This window comes from Acidihalobacter prosperus, from assembly GCF_000754095.2.
Taxonomy (GTDB): Bacteria; Pseudomonadota; Gammaproteobacteria; order DSM-5130; family Acidihalobacteraceae; genus Acidihalobacter; species Acidihalobacter prosperus.
In genome coordinates this window covers 687,430-704,278 of record NZ_JQSG02000001.1, presented here as the reverse complement: position 1 = coordinate 704,278, position 16,849 = coordinate 687,430, and the positions used below count along the sequence as shown (strand labels likewise).

The 16,849-nt window shown below is 61.0% G+C and carries 13 protein-coding genes and 1 tRNA gene; 6 read left to right on the top strand and 8 right to left on the bottom strand.

From position 1 onward, the window contains the following. Positions 1-211: 211 nt before the first annotated feature. Positions 212-1,300, top strand: a complete 1,089-nt coding sequence (locus THPRO_RS03445) for a site-specific integrase (RefSeq protein ID WP_038086669.1) — start codon at positions 212-214, stop codon at positions 1,298-1,300. A 128-nt stretch (positions 1,301-1,428) separates the two neighbouring features. Next, entirely contained in the window at positions 1,429-2,301 is an 873-nt protein-coding gene (locus THPRO_RS16195; protein ID WP_201786923.1) for a trypsin-like serine peptidase, read from the top strand. Between the two features lie 46 nt (positions 2,302-2,347). On the opposite strand, the gene THPRO_RS03440 is transcribed toward THPRO_RS16195, so the two are convergent. Together THPRO_RS03440 and THPRO_RS03435 are read right to left on the bottom strand one after the other, a co-directional pair. Next, positions 2,348-2,629, bottom strand: a complete 282-nt coding sequence (locus tag THPRO_RS03440; protein ID WP_038086666.1) for a helix-turn-helix domain-containing protein — start codon at positions 2,627-2,629, stop codon at positions 2,348-2,350. Further along, on the bottom strand, positions 2,626-2,925 hold the full coding sequence (locus tag THPRO_RS03435) for a type II toxin-antitoxin system RelE/ParE family toxin (protein ID WP_236717239.1): 300 nt from the start codon (positions 2,923-2,925) through the stop codon (positions 2,626-2,628). The genes THPRO_RS03440 and THPRO_RS03435 overlap by 4 nt, the downstream gene beginning before the upstream one ends. Positions 2,926-3,627: 702 nt before the next feature. On the opposite strand from THPRO_RS03435, the gene THPRO_RS03430 reads away from it, so the two are divergent. Next, on the top strand, positions 3,628-4,116 hold the full coding sequence (locus THPRO_RS03430) for a hypothetical protein (RefSeq protein ID WP_038086661.1): 489 nt from the start codon (positions 3,628-3,630) through the stop codon (positions 4,114-4,116). Positions 4,117-5,721: 1,605 nt separating this feature from the next. Here THPRO_RS03430 and THPRO_RS03420 read toward each other — a convergent pair. The 5 genes from THPRO_RS03420 to THPRO_RS03400 form a co-directional block, all read right to left on the bottom strand. After that, the gene (locus THPRO_RS03420) at positions 5,722-6,693 is read right to left on the bottom strand and encodes a helicase RepA family protein (protein WP_038086652.1); all 972 of its coding nucleotides are present in this window, start codon (positions 6,691-6,693) and stop codon (positions 5,722-5,724) included. A gap of 730 nt (positions 6,694-7,423) precedes the next feature. Next, positions 7,424-7,498: transfer RNA gene (locus THPRO_RS03415), tRNA-Val, on the bottom strand. 58 nt (positions 7,499-7,556) lie between these two features. Continuing rightward, entirely contained in the window at positions 7,557-8,840 is a 1,284-nt protein-coding gene (locus tag THPRO_RS03410; protein WP_065089211.1) for an ATP-binding protein, read from the bottom strand. Further along, positions 8,837-9,574 (bottom strand): response regulator, encoded by a 738-nt coding sequence (locus tag THPRO_RS03405; RefSeq protein ID WP_038086993.1) that lies wholly within the window; start codon positions 9,572-9,574, stop codon positions 8,837-8,839. Before THPRO_RS03405 ends, THPRO_RS03410 begins: the two co-directional genes overlap by 4 nt. Before the next feature lie 68 nt (positions 9,575-9,642). Continuing rightward, complete coding sequence (locus THPRO_RS03400; RefSeq protein ID WP_145930679.1) at positions 9,643-10,194, bottom strand: hypothetical protein; 552 nt, start codon at positions 10,192-10,194, stop codon at positions 9,643-9,645. Positions 10,195-10,419: 225 nt separating this feature from the next. Here THPRO_RS03400 and THPRO_RS03395 point away from each other — a divergent pair, with 225 nt between their 5' ends. From THPRO_RS03395 to THPRO_RS03385, 3 genes are read left to right on the top strand one after another with little or no spacing between them, the layout of a single operon-like run. Beyond that, positions 10,420-11,823, top strand: coding sequence for a TolC family protein (locus THPRO_RS03395; protein WP_161489925.1), 1,404 nt, complete (start codon positions 10,420-10,422; stop codon positions 11,821-11,823). A 42-nt stretch (positions 11,824-11,865) separates the two neighbouring features. Then, on the top strand, positions 11,866-13,053 hold the full coding sequence (locus THPRO_RS03390; protein WP_052064017.1) for an efflux RND transporter periplasmic adaptor subunit: 1,188 nt from the start codon (positions 11,866-11,868) through the stop codon (positions 13,051-13,053). Beyond that, positions 13,050-16,145, top strand: coding sequence for an efflux RND transporter permease subunit (locus THPRO_RS03385; protein ID WP_038086650.1), 3,096 nt, complete (start codon positions 13,050-13,052; stop codon positions 16,143-16,145). The genes THPRO_RS03390 and THPRO_RS03385 overlap by 4 nt, the downstream gene beginning before the upstream one ends. Here the strand turns inward: THPRO_RS03385 and THPRO_RS03380 are convergent. Then, on the bottom strand, positions 16,136-16,825 hold the full coding sequence (locus THPRO_RS03380) for a hypothetical protein (protein WP_038086649.1): 690 nt from the start codon (positions 16,823-16,825) through the stop codon (positions 16,136-16,138). The genes THPRO_RS03385 and THPRO_RS03380 overlap by 10 nt on opposite strands. Between the last annotated feature and the right edge of the window lie 24 nt (positions 16,826-16,849).

Sequence of the window (16,849 nt, the reverse complement as noted above, 5' to 3'; positions counted from 1 at the left end):
ACAAAAAAAGACCACCATGGTTAGGTGGTCTTTTTTTTTTATAACAGGCAGATTTATAAGCCTTTATTTGGTGGGCGGTACTAGGATCGAACTAGTGACCCCTGCCGTGTGAAGGGCTAATTAAAGTCTTATAACTCAATGATTGTTAAGTGATTAGTGGTGTTATAATAGGGCCTCGTGGACAGCTTGTGGACAGTGAGGCCCCCGCAAAATGGCAACGATCACGCAACTTCATTCGGGCCGGTGGCAAGCGAAAATCCGGCGTCAGGGCTACCCATCACGAGGAAAAACCTTCCTCCGGCGCGAGGATGCTGCCGCATGGGCAAGGGCGCAGGAATCGGAGATGGATCGCGGCGTGTGGCGCGACCGCTCCAGCGCGGAAACTACTACCCTATACGCTTTGCTGGATCGCTACCGCTTGGACGTGGTGCCGTCACAGAAAGGCGCTGAAACCGCCGCGCTGCGTGTTCGCACCCTAATGGGCGATCCCATAGCCCAATACCGTCTAGCGGCCCTCTCACCGCTCGTGTTGGCCGAATGGCGGGATCGTCGGCTTGCTGCCGGTGCCAAGGGCTCCACGGTCAACCGCGAGTTGAACATCGTATCCGCCGTTCTCAACTGGGCGCGGCGCGAACTGATGATTGAGGTCGAAAACTCCGTATCCGGCATCCGCAGGCCGAAAGACCCGCCTGCGCGTAATCGTCGGCTGGAGGTTGATGAGGAATCGCGCTTGCTGACGGCTCTGGGCGACCATAGCGCCGAGGGCGAGCGCGAGGACGGCAAGAAGTACCGACGAGGCACGAAAAACCCGTATATGCGCCCGCTTGTGATGCTGGCCCTTGAAACCGCCATGCGGCGGGGTGAACTGCTGGGGCTGACGTGGCCGAATGTCGATCTGCGCCGCCGTGTGGCTCACCTGCCGGATACGAAGAACGGTGAGGCGCGTGACGTGCCACTGTCGAGCCGGGCCGTGGCTGTGCTCGAAGACTTGAAGGCCAAGCGCGATGAACAGCAGAAGGCGACGAAGGTGACTGCGCTGCGCCGTCAGAAACCCGCTATGGATGACCGAGTATTTCCGGTGACGCCCAACGCGCTCAAGCTCTCATGGGTGAGGGCAACCAAGAGGGCGGGGCTGGATGATCTGCATTTCCATGATCTACGCCACGAGGCAACCAGTCGGCTCGCAGAGAAGGTGCCGAACTTGATCGAGCTTGCGGCGATCACTGGCCACAAGGACTTACGGATGCTCAAACGCTACTATCATCCACGGGCTGAGGATTTGGCGGCAAAGCTGGGGTAAGTTAGTAATGGGGTACGCATGACCTGCGGGAATAGCGTTATGAGGTATCCCTTGTTAGATGGGGAAATGGCAAAAGGGACAGTCGGCAGGACTGCATAATTCTTGGAAGCTAAGCAGGAGAATTTATGATGAGTACTGATCCATCCACCATACCCCCTGATATGATCCCCGCCCAAGGGAGCGCATTAACCATGGGCTTAGAGATTCCTTCGCTCAAGTCGCTCTACATAGAAATGTACTTCAAGGATGTCCTCCTGAGCAGCGGTACGGCATTTCTTGTCGCAAATGATCAATCTTCGCACTGTGCATTGATTACAAACCGCCATAACGTCACAGGTCGGCACCAAGAAACCGGCGAGTGTCTGGATAAAAAACACGGCGCCATTCCAGACACTATCCGCATCTACTTCCACAAACCCCCTCTGGAACGCGGAGAGTGGCACTGCGTCAGCCTGCCTCTATATAAGGAAGACGATTCGCCATGGTGGATTGAACATCCGAGGCTAGGTGCATCGGCCGATGTGGTTGCACTAAATTTAAAATGGGGAAGTGATGTCCAAAAATTACCCTATTACCTAAAGACTGACCTTGACCGCCAGAAGTTGGTAGTAAGGCCCGCAGAGCCAATTAGCGTAATAGGATTTCCCTTTGGGTTGTCTTCCACTGGACACTTTCCTATATGGGCCACCGGGTTTATGGCTCAGGAACTTGGTATCGTGACGCCAGACAACCAAACCTTTCTCATTGACTGTCGCACTCGGCAAGGTCAATCGGGTTCCCCTGTGATTGCCTATAGAACCAACGTATTTACTTATCTAAACGACAATGGACGGATTTCGACCACAATGGCAGCAGGGGTGGCTAAGTGGGAATTCCTCGGAATCTACTCAGGTAGAGTAAATTCTGAGTCAGACCTTGGCCGTGTCTGGCACGTTAGCGCGATAGAAGAGGTGCTAGCCGCAGCCGAAACTGCTATGCCAGCGCCCGCAAACCCCATCTAAATCAGCTCGGCTGTGGGGAAAGGCGAAGCGAGGGTGGGTGATTGGCTCAAGCCGCATCCTTCACTCGCAGTTCGACATGCATCCCGGCAGCCGCCGCCATGTTCACCAGTGCATCAAGGCCAAACAGATTGATCTTGCCGCGCATCAAGTCGGACACGCGTGGTTGGGTCACGCCAAACAGCTTGGCGGCCTGCGCCTGACTCAGCCCGGCAGCCTCAATATGCTTTTTCAGCGCCATCATGAGCGCCGAGCGCAGCTTCATGTTCTCGGCGGCCTCGGGGGTGTCCTCAATGGCGTCCCACACGCTTGCATATCGTTCGTTGCTCATCGTCCTAGCTCCTTCAATAAATCCCGGTAGCGCTGCCCAGCCAACTCCAAGTCACTCTTGGCCGTCTTCTGCGTCTTCTTCTGGAAGCAGTGCAGGACGTAGACGGCCTCGGCCAGCTTGGCGACGTAGATCACGCGGAACGCGCCCGTGGCGTCGCGGACACGGATTTCCCGAACACCCTTCCCAACGGTCGGCATAGGTTTCCAGTCGTCGGGGTCACGCCCGTTCTGCACTTGGTCGATTTGATGGCCGGCCTCTCGGCGGGCGTCTGACGGGAAAGCACGCAGATCGTCCAACGCGCTGCCCCTGAACTCGACTAGCTTCGGTGTCTTCACAAACCGATTATACAAAATCTTGTATGGCCCGCAAGCTGAGTGAAGCAGGCGGCCCGGAGGGCGGTTTCGGAGACGCGAAGCGGCGACGGGCGAGACCCGGAGGGGCGAGTTGGCCGAGCGGAGCGAGGTTTAGGCTGCGGAGCAGGCACCAAGGCATCCGGAGGATGCGTTGGTGCGTCTCTTAGAATCGACGTAGGAGATTCGGGAATTTCTATACGTTCACTGAAAGTGAACGGAGTTCTTGTTGAGTGTTGTCTGAATACTTGTTAAATAATTGTTGACATCGGTAAAAGTGTTTGTTGTGATGATGTTGTAGTAGTACCGATTTAATACCGAATAAGTACCTGATCAAGGTTGTTTCGTTGTTGATCTGAGTCATCGGAGGTGGCTTATGGAACCGAAGAACAAAACTGTCCGCGTTGCCGCTCGATTGGACGCGATTAACGATGCCCGCCGCCAAGGGCTGACGTGGGGCGAGATCGCTGAGCAGGGTTCTTGGGCGTGGGGAAATATGAGCCCCGCGTCCCTGCAAACGACAATAGGTCGGGCTCGGCGAGCGGTCGCAAAAGGGCTGTACGCCCCGCCACCACGACCACTAATCGACCCACGACTTGGCGACGCGACGCCGCCACCTGACGGTCGTCTTAACTGAGGGGTACGACAATGGAGCCCAAGGCCAAGACTGCGAAATTAGCGGCTTATCTTGACGCCATCGACGGCGCTCGACGTATCGGCTGCACGTGGGGCCAGATTGCCGAGGTACTTGCTCCGGTGGTCGAGTGTGGCGACGGCAACCCTGAGCGCCTGCGCCGTCTGGTGGTCAACGCCCGCAAGGCGGTTGAGAAGGGGCGCTTGGCACCCGTGCAGCGCCCGCTCCCCGGCGAGCAGCAGACAGCGGCCACGTCGGGCCGGGTCGTTCCTGCGGTTCCTGCGGCCACGCAGGGCCGCCCAGCGCCCGCCGCCACGCAGGCCCGGCCTGCGGCAGCGCCAACCCCGGTCAAGCAGGCGAATGCGAAGTTCGAGGGCAGCGTGCCGCCGAGCTGGCGGGAGGACTACAAACCACCGCCGGTAATGCCGCCGCAGAAGGTTGTGACCTTGGGGCATAAGTTGACCGAGCCGCCGCCTCCGCCTGACCTCGATGACGACGACTAAAAAAAGCCCGGATAGACCGGGCCTTTCTCGTTTCACATGGATTGGACGCCACAAAGGCACAAGCTTGCGCTGGTTACCATATTTATATGGAGGCCATTAAAGGCGTCCTTTCACTAAACCCAATCCATATGGAGCAACTAAAAATGAACAAGCCCGTTTTGACCATAAAGCCATCTGCCGAGCCTGTAACTGTCGGCGCATTTCAACGCGCAATCAACACTGACCACATAAAGCTTGTGTTGATCCACCCCAAGCCCGGCACTTCGGACTACTACGCATCAGTCGTTAGCCCAGACGATACAGTCAGCGAGCTATGGACCGAGAATAATACGCTCAAGCAAGAGCCAAGCATTGACGATTATGTTTCGTTTCTTGTCCGTCAATGTGGGTATCGGGGAGACGTTGTAATCCGAGGCTCTTCTTCTCGATTTGCCATAGGAAGGGTTGAGAACACCTAGCTACCATCCGGCTGGGGGCTGTTGGGTTCTAGCCGTCAGAGTAGGGTGGTGGTTTTGGACTCGTCGATTCAAATCCAACTCCAACAGGGGCGGGGAAAAAAGCGCGGGGTTCTGGCTGGCCGCCTGCGGCGGATACGAGAAAACGTATTGTCTGGATCGAGTACAAACCATCCGCTTTTTTCCCCGCCCCATGTCTTTGCTTTGGGTTTGGTTTGTTCGTTGGGGAACGCCCCAATTGGGCGTTTCCCCTTAACGCCCTTAGAGGGCTTAAATAACTTAAGAGATGGGGGGCTGGATGTCCGCGTATGGGGGGGTGGATGTCCGCCGATGGGGGGCTGAGTGTCCGGGGATGGGGGGTTGGGTGTCCGCCCCGACCCTTCTCGCGCCCTTTTTATCAACCTCGACACCTAACTGCCTGACCTGATCTGCGTGGTCCAACAGCTCACGTATCCGACGCCTTCGTACCCGCTGTGCCGTTTCAGTCGTGCTGTCTGACTCGCTGTCGCCCACAACGGTGCGATAGATCACGTCCATCCACCACGTCTTTCCGGGTTTATGCGACCTCATGAACCGTACGACCTGGGCTGTGAAGCTGGGCAGCTTGGCGAGCAAGACAAGCTCTTCACTCGCCCAAATCAGGGGTGCTGTTGCCGATTTGAGGAATTCGACATATTCGGGTGTGAATGTCACGACGTAGATCGGGTGTCCTCGCGCGTCAGTAACGCGCGAGGACTCTCCATGCAGTGATACTAGGCCAGTGGTCCAGTACGAGCCGTCCGGGCGCACCACGTGGACGCTGGCGCGGCGCAGGTCGTCTATCCTGTCCTCTAACCACGCCCTGTCTTTCACTCCGGCTTGAGCGATACCCATCCGGGCCAGAACCGCGCGTCGGCCACAAATTACCGACACGCCACCGTCACCCATCGGCACTTGCTCGAACCCACCAAAAAACAGCGCATCTAGGATTTGTCGGTGAACGGCATTGATCTGACCGCTGACCGTTATCTGAGCCCATTTGGTGCGGGTCGTCCGCTCCTGCTGCTCTGCGACACGCCGTCCTGTTTCGGGGTCAGTGACCAGTTTTGTTCGTCCTAGTTGGGTCATGGCCCCGCGTACTTCCAGCTCGTGACACATCAGCCGGGTCTTCTTAGTAGAGGTCGTCAACGGTCGCCCCTCCATTGCTTGCGCGTTCGTACCGCATTGCGATTCGATCTATCTCACTGAGATGGCTTGGGGTATCTCCATGCATGAGAATGCCGCCCTCGGTTCGCTGTAGCCACGTCGGCTGCGGCTGCTGGCCGTAATTGATCTTATCGACTGCAAGCCGGACCCATCCCGGCCTCATCTCGTCAGGGACGCCCTGATTTGCCGCCTCAGTGGCGTTCATCGGTCTTAGGCTGGCCTGCCACCGTGCGGCTGTCGTGATCGCTCCTGCGCCGGATGCAGCGGCCCAATCCTCGCCGTCGCCTGCACCACCCTTGCGCGTGTGATGCAACAGGATGAACGTTGCCCCGGTCAATCTGGCGATCTGCTGCACGATGCGCATGAATCGCGTCATTGCACCGTTGTTGTTTTCGTCTGCGTCGTGCAAGAACCTGAGCGGATCAAGGATCACAAGGCGCTGGTCCTTGGCTATCTCAAGCAGATCGTCATACCACATCCCAAGTACGGCATTGCCGTTCTCCATTTGCATTAGCCGAAGGTCATACCCTCGACCGCTCAGGATGGTCATGCGCTCGTCGATTTCATCGTCTTCGTCCTCTGTGATGCCCTCGGCTTCCCGCAGGAAGTGCATACGCTCTTGAAGAACGTCCACGCCATCCTCGGCCATCACAACCGTCACTTTCCCGGTAGCGGCTGGCTTCCAGACACCAGCTATAGACCGCCCAGACGCGACGGCCAGAGCGATTGACAACGAGAGCATGGATTTGCCGACCGCGCCTTGTCCCACGATCAGCCCGACGCTCTGGACCAACAGCCCCGGCAGCACGAAATCCAGTGCCGGGCGCTGCCGGGCCATGCGGAGAGTCACGCGGGGCATGCTCGGCTTCGGTTTAGGCTTGTTGGTCATGCCGTCCAAACTGGGGTCGTCTGTGCCTTTGATGTCGAGAAAGCCCATCACGCACCTCCTACTCGGAATGCGTCGTTATCGAGTGCTTGCACGAATGCAGCCCAGTCCGCAGATCGGACCATCATCCGTCCGTTTATCTGGTGAACCGGCACAGGGAATTTCCCCGCGTGAGCGCGCTTGTATGCGGTTGGTCGCGGCATTGAGAGCGCTTTGTACGCTTGTGCAAAAGGCATAAGCAGCTTGTCAGTGTTCATGTTCTTAGTCCCGCTCGGTTGATCTCTCCCTTGGCGCATTTGTCTCACGGTTAACTGGTGCCGTCAAACATCAATAGTTAATAAAAACATGTGCTTGCAACACATTCAGTCAATAGTTTCGAGATGCGTGCTTCGTTACCAGACAAGGAAGTTTGTGTGCGGACGGGTGACAGAAACATGGCTGACGTGAGGCGGCGATCAGCCGATGAGCGGTCGCTAGATCGCCTGTGCGACAGAGGCTCGGGGTAACGCTTAGATCAGGCCGCTTGCACACGGTAGCGGTGGGGTGAGGGTTATGAGTTATGAGTTATGGGTATCCATAACTCACGGACATGCAGAGGGGAACTAATGGGTACGGAATAGCCCATGCGGACAATCCATGGACAGAGACAGACGGGTACTAGCGGGAATCCATGGACACTACGTGGACAGTGAATTGTCCACGAGAGGGTATTTTGCACAAAAAAAGACCACCCTTACGGAATGGTCTTCTTTCGCAATCCATTGTATTACAAGGATTAATTTGGTGGGCGGTACTAGGATCGAACTAGTGACCCCTGCCGTGTGAAGGCAGTGCTCTACCGCTGAGCTAACCGCCCGAATGGAGGCGGAATAATACTGATGCATGCGAGATCAGTCAATCGCGCGTCCGCGCATTTACTCAGGGCGTGTCGGGAGGCTGACTCGGGCTTCGAAGCCACCTGTGGGCAGATTGGCAAGTGCGAGGTGTCCGCCGTGGTTCCGGGCGATGCGTTCGACGATGGCAAGCCCGAGGCCGATTCCGCCGCTGGCCGAGCCATGTACGAAGGCGTGCGGCAATTCTTTGAGAATACGTGAATCGATGCCGGGCCCGTGGTCGCGCACGGTCAGTACCGCATGTCCGTTCTCAAGCCGGGTCGATATTTCGATGGGGGGGGCGCCGTGGTTGAGGGCATTGTCGATCAGATTGCGGATCAGGCGGGCGATGCCGACCGGTTGCATCGGGAAGATATGTGCACCAAGCCCCGGATCGAACCGGATCGCCTGCGAGCCGCTGCGTTCGATGGCGGCCTCCACCATGGGGTCCAATGCGGTCATGCTCGGCGGTTCTTCTCGACCGTCTCTTGCATAGCCGATGAACTGATCGATGATGGCATCCATCTCACGTACATTGGCGACTATTTCGTCGCGAGTGTCGGCGGCTGCGCCAGGCAGAAATTCGCTGGCTAGGCGAATACGGGTGAGCGGGGTGCGAAGGTCGTGGGATACGCCGACGAGTACGAGTTCGCGTTCGCGGATCAGCGATTCGATATCCGTGAGCAAATGATTGAAGCGCACGGCAAGTTGCCGGATGTCGCGGGGTCCTCGTTCGGTGACGGGTTCCGGCAGGCGACCCTCGCGCAAGCGCGCGACCGCATCGACCAGCGTGCTCAGGGGGCGGTTGATCTGCCGGGCGGCAAGGAACCCGCCCAGCAGGGAGAGCAGCAGCAGCGTTGCCAGCTTGAAATACGGCAGGGGCACGGGACTGCCTTGTTTGACAGGCAAGCCTAGCGTGACCGGGTGGCTGCCGGCCCAGCTTAGCCAGAGCATGTGGGCGGCATGATCGACGCGTATCGCTGCAGTGTCGCCGAGGCGTTCCTGAAGGCGTGCCTGCACTTGGCGTAAAAAGCGGTGTTTGGGCGGATGGCCCTGCGCGGGCGCCTGCTCGGTGGTGACGAGCGCTATATGACGTTGTTCGAACTGGCGTTGCAGCGTGGGGTAGGCGGAAGGTGGGACGGCCGATGCGAGGATCAGGGTTTGTGCCCACAGGTCGGCCAGGCGCTGGCTGCGCGGACCGTATTCGTATGCATGCAGAAAACCGTAGAGCGCCCCTTGTCCGAGCAGCAGCAAGCCGGCAATCAACAGCACCATGCGTGTGAACAGCGTATCGGGCCAGAATCGGAGCGTCGTTGAGGATTTCATGTGGGCGGTGTCCCGGGTGACGTTTCGGAGGCATGGTCGCCGGGGCTGGGGGAAAACGCATATCCGAGGCCCCAGACGGTCTGCAGATACCGCGGTCGACGCGGATTGTCCTCGATAAGCCTGCGCAGTCTGGAGATTTGTGCGTCGATACTGCGTTCGCTGGCATCGCTACCGCCCGTCAGGAGTACCTGGAGGTGTTCCCGGGACAGGGTCTGATAAGGGTGGGAGGCAAGCGCATGCAGCAGGGCGAATTCACCGCTGGTGAGGTCGATGGTTTCACCGGCGCGATAGAGACGGCGTTCTCCCAGATCGAGACGGAAAGGGCCGAAGCGGATTTCTCCAGGGGCGGGCGTGGCGCTGGGCGTCTCGCCATCGCTACGCCGCAGCACGGCACGGATGCGAGCTACCAGTTCTCGCGGTTCGAAGGGTTTGGAAAGATAATCGTCGGCACCGAGCTCAAGGCCCAGTACCTTGTCCGGCAGCTCGCCGCGTGCCGTGAGCATGATGATGGGGAGCGTGGGACTCGTTTGGCGCAATCGGCGACAGACCGAAAGCCCGTCTTCCTCGGGCATCAGGACATCGAGCAGCAGCAGGTCGAAATGTTCCCGTTGCAGCAGCCTGTCCATGTGTGCGGCATCGCCGACCGCGCGGGCATCGAAGCCCTGTTCTTCAAGGTAACGCTGCAGCATGTTGCGCAGCCGAGGGTCGTCGTCGACGATCAGAAGCTTGGGCATGGATGCATGTTCCTCGGAAAGGCCGTCACCGGCGAAGCCGGCGACGGCCGTGATGCCTGCTGGTACGATCAACCCATCATGGGGCGGTGCATGCCTTTGAACCGCTCCATTTTGCGATGCTCGAAGCGCTTTGCCCACTCGGTTGCCTGCTTCCATTGTTCAGGGGTGAGTACGCGCTTGAGCAGGGTGATCTGCTCGATGCGCATCGACAGCAGTTTGGCGCGCCCCTGGTCGATGCGGGCGGCGATGGCATCCATGGAGACCTTGTCCTGTCCTTCAAGCGCGGCCTGCCGGAGCTTCATGAAATTCTGCCGCAGCGCGCGGCGGGTTTCGACGGACGTTTTGAGGTGCTGGTTGCGCCAGACGGCAATCTCGCTGGCCTGTTTGTCGGTCAGCTTGAGTGCATAGGCGTGACGTTGGACCATCGCCAGCAGCGGCAGACCGCCGCCCATGCGATGATGCATGCCATAGGCTGGCCGGCAACCTTGGCCCGCATGGTGGCCGGGCCAGGGCGGCCCCTGCATGTGCCCCTGCAGCGGGGCCTCCGCGAATGCGGCTCCGGAGAGCAGCAATCCGGCCAGGCCGAGGGATAACGCGTTGCGTTTCAATGATCTGTGCATGGCTGACTCCTTGAGATGTCGGGTTGACGACGCAGTCTCGTCGGTGGTCAACATAGCGCGATGCGCGGCGCGCGACAGATTGTGGATGTTGAAAATTGTGAGCGACGGCCGTGGTGGCAACAATTCACAACAATTAATTGGTGGGAGAGGCCGCGACGCGGTTTAAAGTACGCATCCATGAAGAACGGACGCGCAGATCGGAGTCGGTGGGCAGGGGGGCTTGGCATGGTGATATGCCTTGGGCTGATCCTGCCATGGTCGATTGCCTGGGCGGCCGATCCCCTGGGCGCGTATGACGGGCTCGGTCATGGCGCGGGTCGGCTGCTGTCGGTACCTGAAGCGCTCCCGCCGCCCACGCCGACGATGGCATCGCTGCCGCCCGGCTGGGAAAATCAGGCGCTGAGTCTGGCCCAGATCAGCTGGCTGGCACTGCGCAACAATCCACGCACCCATGCGGCCTGGGCTCAGCTGCAGGCGCAGGCCGCATTGCTGGGCCAGGCGCGCAGCGCCTGGTGGCCGACCCTGAGTCTGTCGGTGCCTTTGCAGCGGCGCCGTACGACATCGGCTGCCGGGTTTGCCTTGCCGCAGCAGGATACGGCATCGCCGAACTTCAGTTTGACGTTCCTGATCTGGGATTTCGGTCATCGCTCCGCGCTGATCGATCAAGCGCGCGCGGATGTGCGCGCCGCCGAGTTCGCCCAGAATGCCACGGTGCAGTCGGTGCTCTATGGCGTACAGCAGGCGTATTACGCCCTGTTGGGCCAACGCGCCCTGCTCGATGCCTATCGCGCGGCGCTGGAGCAGAGCCGTCAGGCCTTGACGGCCGCCGAAGCGCTGCACCGCGCCGGGCGCGCCACGGTGAGCGATCTCTATCAGGCTCGTGCGGCGCTGGCGCAGGCACAGGCCAATCTGTCCATGGCCGAGCAATCCCTGAACAGCGATGCAGGCACGCTCGCCAGCGCCGCCGGACTGCCGCTGAACATGCACCTCCATCTGGCCGCGCTGAATGTCGATGCGCCGCCGGCCATGATGCAGTCGGTGGCGTCGCTGATGCAGGCCGCGTTGGCTGCCAACCCCGGCCTGCGCAGCGCGCAGTATCAGGTGACGGCGGCGCATGCCGGTCTTTCGGCTGCCGAGCGCAGCGACCTGCCGACCGTCAGCTTGGGCGCGGATCAGGGCTGGCATGCCCAGAACGGTTTCGGGCCGAGCCAACAGTACAGCATCGGCATCACCTTGACCGTGCCGCTGTTCACGGGGTTCCAGCATACCTATCAGGTGGCCCAGGCGCGTGCCCAGCTGGCACAGGCTCGCGCATCGCTCGACGACACGATCAACGCGACCCGGTTGTCCGTCTGGCAGTCGTATTACGCCTTCCGCAGCGCCAGTCTGGCACTGCCCAGCGCGAAAGCGCAGGAAGCCAACGCCGCCAAGGCACTTGAGGCCGTGCAGGCGCAGTACCGTGTCGGCCTGGCAACGATGCAGGATTTGCTGAGCGCACAGAGCGCGCTCAGCAGCGCACGGGTGGCGGTCATCCGTGATGCGATCAACAGCTATCTGGCGCTTGCGGGTCTCAGCAGCGCGGTAGGCACCCTGTCGCCGCCCGATGGCGGCATGGGACGGCAGCCGTGATGAAAGCGAAGACGCCGCCGGCCATTTCCCGGGAGTCGATAAATGCTGCGTAAACTGGCATGGCACGTGCCTCTGATCGGCCTGGCGGTGATGCTGGCCGGGTGCGGCAAGGAGGAGGGACGCAGGCATGGCCCCATGGCCGGCATGGAGGTGCCGGTCCAGGTCACCAAGGTCACCACTCGCGATATGCCGGTGACGGTGACGAGCGTCGGCACCGTGCAAAGCCTGCATGCCGTGACCGTGCGCCCGCAGGTTACGGGAATGCTGAGCGCGGTCGAGGTACATTCCGGACAGCAGGTGCGTGCCGGAGAAGTGCTGTTCCGCCTGGATCAACGTCCTTTCCTGGCAGCGCTCCGACAGGCCGAGGCCAAGCTGCAGGGTGATCTTGCCAATGCGCGCTACACGGCCGATCAGGTCGTCGCGCTGCGTCCTCTGGTGGCCAAGGATTATGTGACCCGCCAGAGTTTCGAGCAGGCGCAAGCCGCCGCGCTGGCCGCTTCCGCGCAGGTGAAACAGGATCGCTACGCGGTCGAGACCGCGCGCATCCAGCTCGGCTATACCACGATTCGTTCGCCGATCGACGGTCGCCTCGGCGCGGTGGACATCAAGGCCGGGAATGTGGTGCAGGCGGATTCGACCATGTTGGCGACAATCAATCAGATGAATCCCGTTGAGGTCGACTTCAGCGTGCCACAGTCGCAGCTGCCGGCGGTACGCGAGGCGTTGGCCGCGAGTCGAGCGAACGACGTCGTACTTTATCGTGAAGACGATCAGGGCAAGCCGCTGGCGCAGGGGCGCCTGCGTTTTGTCGACAACGCGGTCGCATCCGGCACCGGCACCGTTGCGTTGCGTGCGCTGGCGGACAATGCCGACCTGAAGCTCTGGCCGGGGCAGTTCGTTGTCGCACGGCTCACATTGCGCACGTTGCCGCATGCCCTGGTCGTACCCGCGCGCAGCGTGCAGCAGGGACAGCGCGGGCCGTTCGTATATGTGGTGCGCAATGGCCATGCACAGATCCAGACGATCAAGCTCGAGTTCATCGCCGATGACTGGGCGGTCGTCGATGGCGGCCTCGCCGTTGGCGAAGACGTGGTCGATCCGGTGCCGGCACGGATGCGGCCCAACGCCCCGGTCCGCGTGCTGGACGGGCATGCAGGCGCCGGTCAGCCGATGGGTGAGCGCAAGAGGCTTGCAGGCGTCGATCGCCGCGCACACGGTGAACGTCCATGAACCTTGCCGGGCCGTTCATCCGTCGGCCGGTGATGACCACCGTGCTGACGCTGGCCGCGATTCTGATGGGCTTGCTGGCCTACCGCGGACTCCCGGTGGCCCTGCTGCCGAGCGTTTCATTCCCCACCATCATGGTATCGGCGAGCCTGCCGGGCGCCAGCGCCCAGACCATGGCTTCGGCCGTCGCCTCACCGCTCGAAAACCAGTTTTCGAGTATCCCGGGGCTGCTCTCGATGAGTTCGGAGAGTCGCAACGGCAACACGCGCATCACCCTGCAGTTCGATCTCAAGACCAATATCGACGCTGCCTCACAGGAAGTTCAGGCCGCGGTGGGGCAGGCCTCCCGGTTCCTGCCTCCGAATATGCCGCAGACGCCGCTGGTGCGTCAGGTAAACCCTGCGCAGAGTCCGATCATGTTCATCGGGCTGTCGGCGCCGAACATGCCGTTGTACAAGCTCGATGCCTATGCCGAACAACGCTTCGCGACGCAGCTTTCGGGCGTGCCCGGCGTCGCCCAGGTGCGGGTGTTCGGCGGCCAGACCTATGCCGTACGCATATACCTCAATCCCTACGCGCTGGCTGCGCGCAATCTTTCGCTGACCGGCGTCGAGTCGGCGATTGGCGCGCTTAACGTCAATCTGCCCCAGGGTACGCTGCAAGGGCGCGCGAGCAATTACGACCTCAATGTGGACGGTCAGCTCGACGATGCGGCCGCCTACAACCATATGGTCCTGGCCTACAGCAACGGTGCCCCGGTGCGTCTCGATCAGGTCGGTCGCGCCGAAAACAGTGTGGAGCAGAATCTTCAGGCGAGCTGGATCAACGGTGACCGCGGCATCGTGCTGGCGGTGGTGCGCGAGCCGGACAGCAATACCGTCGACGTGGCTGCACGGGTCCGCGAAATGCTGCCGAAGCTGCAGGCAGCACTGCCCGGCGGCGCCAGTGTGCACATCCTCTACGACAAATCGAAATACGTGAAGGCGGCGGTGGATGAGGTGCAGTTCACGCTACTGCTCGCCAGCGCGCTGGTGGCCTTCGTGATCTGGCTGTTCCTTGGCGATATGCGCCAGATGCTGGTGGCGGCGGTGGCGATCCCGATATCGCTGCTCGGTACCTTTGCAGTGCTGCAAGCGCTCGGTTACAGCCTCAACGTGCTCACATTGCTGGCGCTGACACTGTCGGTCGGTTTCGTCGTCGACGATGCGGTGGTGATGCTGGAAAATATTTCGCGCCATCGCGAGGCCGGTCTGTCACCCATGCGGGCGGCGCTGTTGGGGAGTCGCGAGATCGGCTTCACCGTGCTGTCGATGACCCTGTCGCTGGCCGCCGTGTTTCTGCCGCTGATATTCATGGGGGGGCTGCTCGGCCGCCTGTTCCTGGAATTCGGTGTGACCATCGCAGTCGTCATTCTGGTGTCAGGGGCGGTATCGCTGACGTTGACGCCGATGCTGCTTTCACGCATGCGCCTGCGCAAACGACTGGACGCGCAGGCGCCGAGTCGCTCTGCCTTTCAGCGTGGCTTTGCGACGTTGACGCGGCTGTACGGCGACAGCCTGGCCTGGTCGCTGCGCCATCGAGCCTGGGTGCTGGGGTTGGCCGGCCTAAGCCTGGTGGCCGCGTTCGTGCTGTTCATGATGGTGCAGAAGGCCTTCATCCCGAGCGGAGACTCTGGCATGGTCATCGCCAATCTGCGCTATCCGGAAGGCATTACTTTCGCCCAGCTTGCAAGGGAACAGCAGGCGGTGGCGAAGCGGATACAGGCCAATTCCGCGGTTGCCGTGGTCATGTCCAGCGCGGGGCAAAGCGGCGGTGGTTTCGGCGGCAGCAACGTCGGTCGCATCATCATCCATCTCAAGCCCGCCAGCGAGCGGGCCGATATCGATACCGTGATGATGCAACTGCGGCGTGAAATGACGCGCTTCCCGCTGGTCAGGGCCTTCTTCATCCAGCCGCCGGCGATCCAGCTTGGCGCGCTTTCCAGCAATGCCAACTACCAGTTCGTGCTGCAGGCCGGTAGCGAATCCGAGCTGGAACGCGCCGTACTCGACTTCGAGCCGGCGCTGCGTCGCGTGCCGGGCGTCATCGGCGTCAATTCGAGCCTCCAGCTGAAGAATCCGCAGATTCGCATACACATCCTGCGTGAACGCGCGGCGGCGCTGGGCGTAACCCCCCAGAGCATCGAAAAGACCCTTAACCTGGCTTATGGCGGCGCCACCGTTGGCACCATCTACGGTGCAGCGCAGCAATATCAGGTGATCACCCAGCTCGCGCCGGAATATCAGATCGACGCCTCGGCGCTGTCGGCGATCTATCTGCCCGGCAGCGCCGGCCAGCTTGTGCCCTTGCATGCGGTGGCGCGTCTGGGCTATGGCGTCGGGCCGCTGAGCGTCGAGCACTACGGCCAGATGCCATCGGCGACGGTATCGTTCAACCTGGAACCGGGCATCTCGCTCGGCGACGTGACGGGCAGGATTCAGGCGCTTGCCCGGCAAGTGCTGCCTGCGGGGGTAAGCGGCCAGTTCGCGGGCAGCGCGCAATCGTTTCAGGAATCGCTGGTGACGTTGCCGGTGCTGTTGCTGGTGACGATTCTGGTGATCTACGTGATCCTGGCCATCCTGTACGAGCACTTCGTGCACCCGTTGACCATCCTCACCGCGCTGCCCCTGGCCGGATTCGGCGCCTTGCTCTCGCTTTACGTCTTCCGCCAGCCACTCGATCTGTTCAGCTTCGTCGGGGTGATCATGCTGGTCGGGCTGGTGAAGAAAAACGGGATCATCATGATCGATTTCGCCATTGAGCGGCGGCGCGAGGGCGAGGATGCGTTGAGCGCTATCCACGATGCCTGTGTGGTCCGTTTCCGGCCGATCATGATGACGACGGCAGCAGCCATCCTCGGCACCCTGCCCATTGCGCTGGGCTTCGGTTCCGATGCGCGTGCGCACATGCCGCTGGGCATTGCCGTGGTCGGCGGGCTGGTGTTTTCACAGCTGCTGACCTTGTACGTGACCCCCGCGTTCTATGTGACGGCCGAGCGCTGGCTGGCCCGGCTGCGTGCCCCGCAACACGGCCAGCCGGGCGAGGCTCAATCCTGAGTCGCGGGCGCTTCCGGCTGCATGTCCAGCGGGTAGGTGGCGAATGCGCGATGTAGCGATTCGAGGTGTTTCACCAGTCGTTTGAGCAGGTTGTCCGAAATCGTATTGTCGCTGGCGTTGAGTGCCACGAAGGCCTGTTCCAGATTGGCGGATGCAGCCTTGAGCGGCGGCGAGATAAAGGGGTTGTCGAATGCGGCGGCGGATTTGCGCAGCGCGTCCAGGGCGGCGGCACGATTGGGTACCGCCAGGGCATGCTGCGCCCGAGTGAGATACTTGCGTGCGTGCTTGACCACCTTGCCGTCGCCGAGATCGTCCAGCGCATAGAAAAGATGGCTGAAGAACGGCTGGACCTGCTTGTTGTCCTCAAAATGCATTTTCGCGCGCATCGCCCTGACCATGGCCAGGAATTCCGCGCCGGGCATGCGCGCGCGGATCAGCTCGAGCATGACCTGGACCTTGGTCAAATCGGCATCGAGGCCAACCAGATTCTTGTCGTGCAGGGCCGCGCGCGCCTCGATGGCGTCTGCCATCGCCTGGGCGGCGTAGACCTGCATGCGGTTGAGTGCCTCTATCCGCGGATTCAGCGTGGGTGCCGTCATTGCCGGCGGCGCCGCGAGGGTACTGGCGACGGGCAGCGCCGCACCCGCTTGCGCGGCGTAAAGGGCAAAGGGCAGCAGCATGGCGTGCTGCCAGCATGGAGGGCG

Excerpts from the sequence above, each read along its gene's own strand:
- THPRO_RS03445 (WP_038086669.1), top strand. The coding sequence starts at position 212 with ATGGCAACGATCACGCAACTTCATTCGGGCCGGTGGCAAGCGAAAATC.
- THPRO_RS16195 (WP_201786923.1), top strand. The coding sequence starts at position 1,429 with ATGAGTACTGATCCATCCACCATACCCCCTGATATGATCCCCGCCCAA.
- THPRO_RS03440 (WP_038086666.1), bottom strand. The coding sequence starts at position 2,629 with ATGAGCAACGAACGATATGCAAGCGTGTGGGACGCCATTGAGGACACC.
- THPRO_RS03430 (WP_038086661.1), top strand. The coding sequence starts at position 3,628 with ATGGAGCCCAAGGCCAAGACTGCGAAATTAGCGGCTTATCTTGACGCC.
- THPRO_RS03420 (WP_038086652.1), bottom strand. The coding sequence starts at position 6,693 with ATGGGCTTTCTCGACATCAAAGGCACAGACGACCCCAGTTTGGACGGC.
- THPRO_RS03410 (WP_065089211.1), bottom strand. The coding sequence starts at position 8,840 with ATGAAATCCTCAACGACGCTCCGATTCTGGCCCGATACGCTGTTCACA.
- THPRO_RS03405 (WP_038086993.1), bottom strand. The coding sequence starts at position 9,574 with ATGCCCAAGCTTCTGATCGTCGACGACGACCCTCGGCTGCGCAACATG.
- THPRO_RS03400 (WP_145930679.1), bottom strand. The coding sequence starts at position 10,194 with ATGCACAGATCATTGAAACGCAACGCGTTATCCCTCGGCCTGGCCGGA.
- THPRO_RS03395 (WP_161489925.1), top strand. The coding sequence starts at position 10,420 with ATGGTGATATGCCTTGGGCTGATCCTGCCATGGTCGATTGCCTGGGCG.
- THPRO_RS03390 (WP_052064017.1), top strand. The coding sequence starts at position 11,866 with ATGCTGCGTAAACTGGCATGGCACGTGCCTCTGATCGGCCTGGCGGTG.
- THPRO_RS03385 (WP_038086650.1), top strand. The coding sequence starts at position 13,050 with ATGAACCTTGCCGGGCCGTTCATCCGTCGGCCGGTGATGACCACCGTG.
- THPRO_RS03380 (WP_038086649.1), bottom strand. The coding sequence starts at position 16,825 with ATGCTGCTGCCCTTTGCCCTTTACGCCGCGCAAGCGGGTGCGGCGCTG.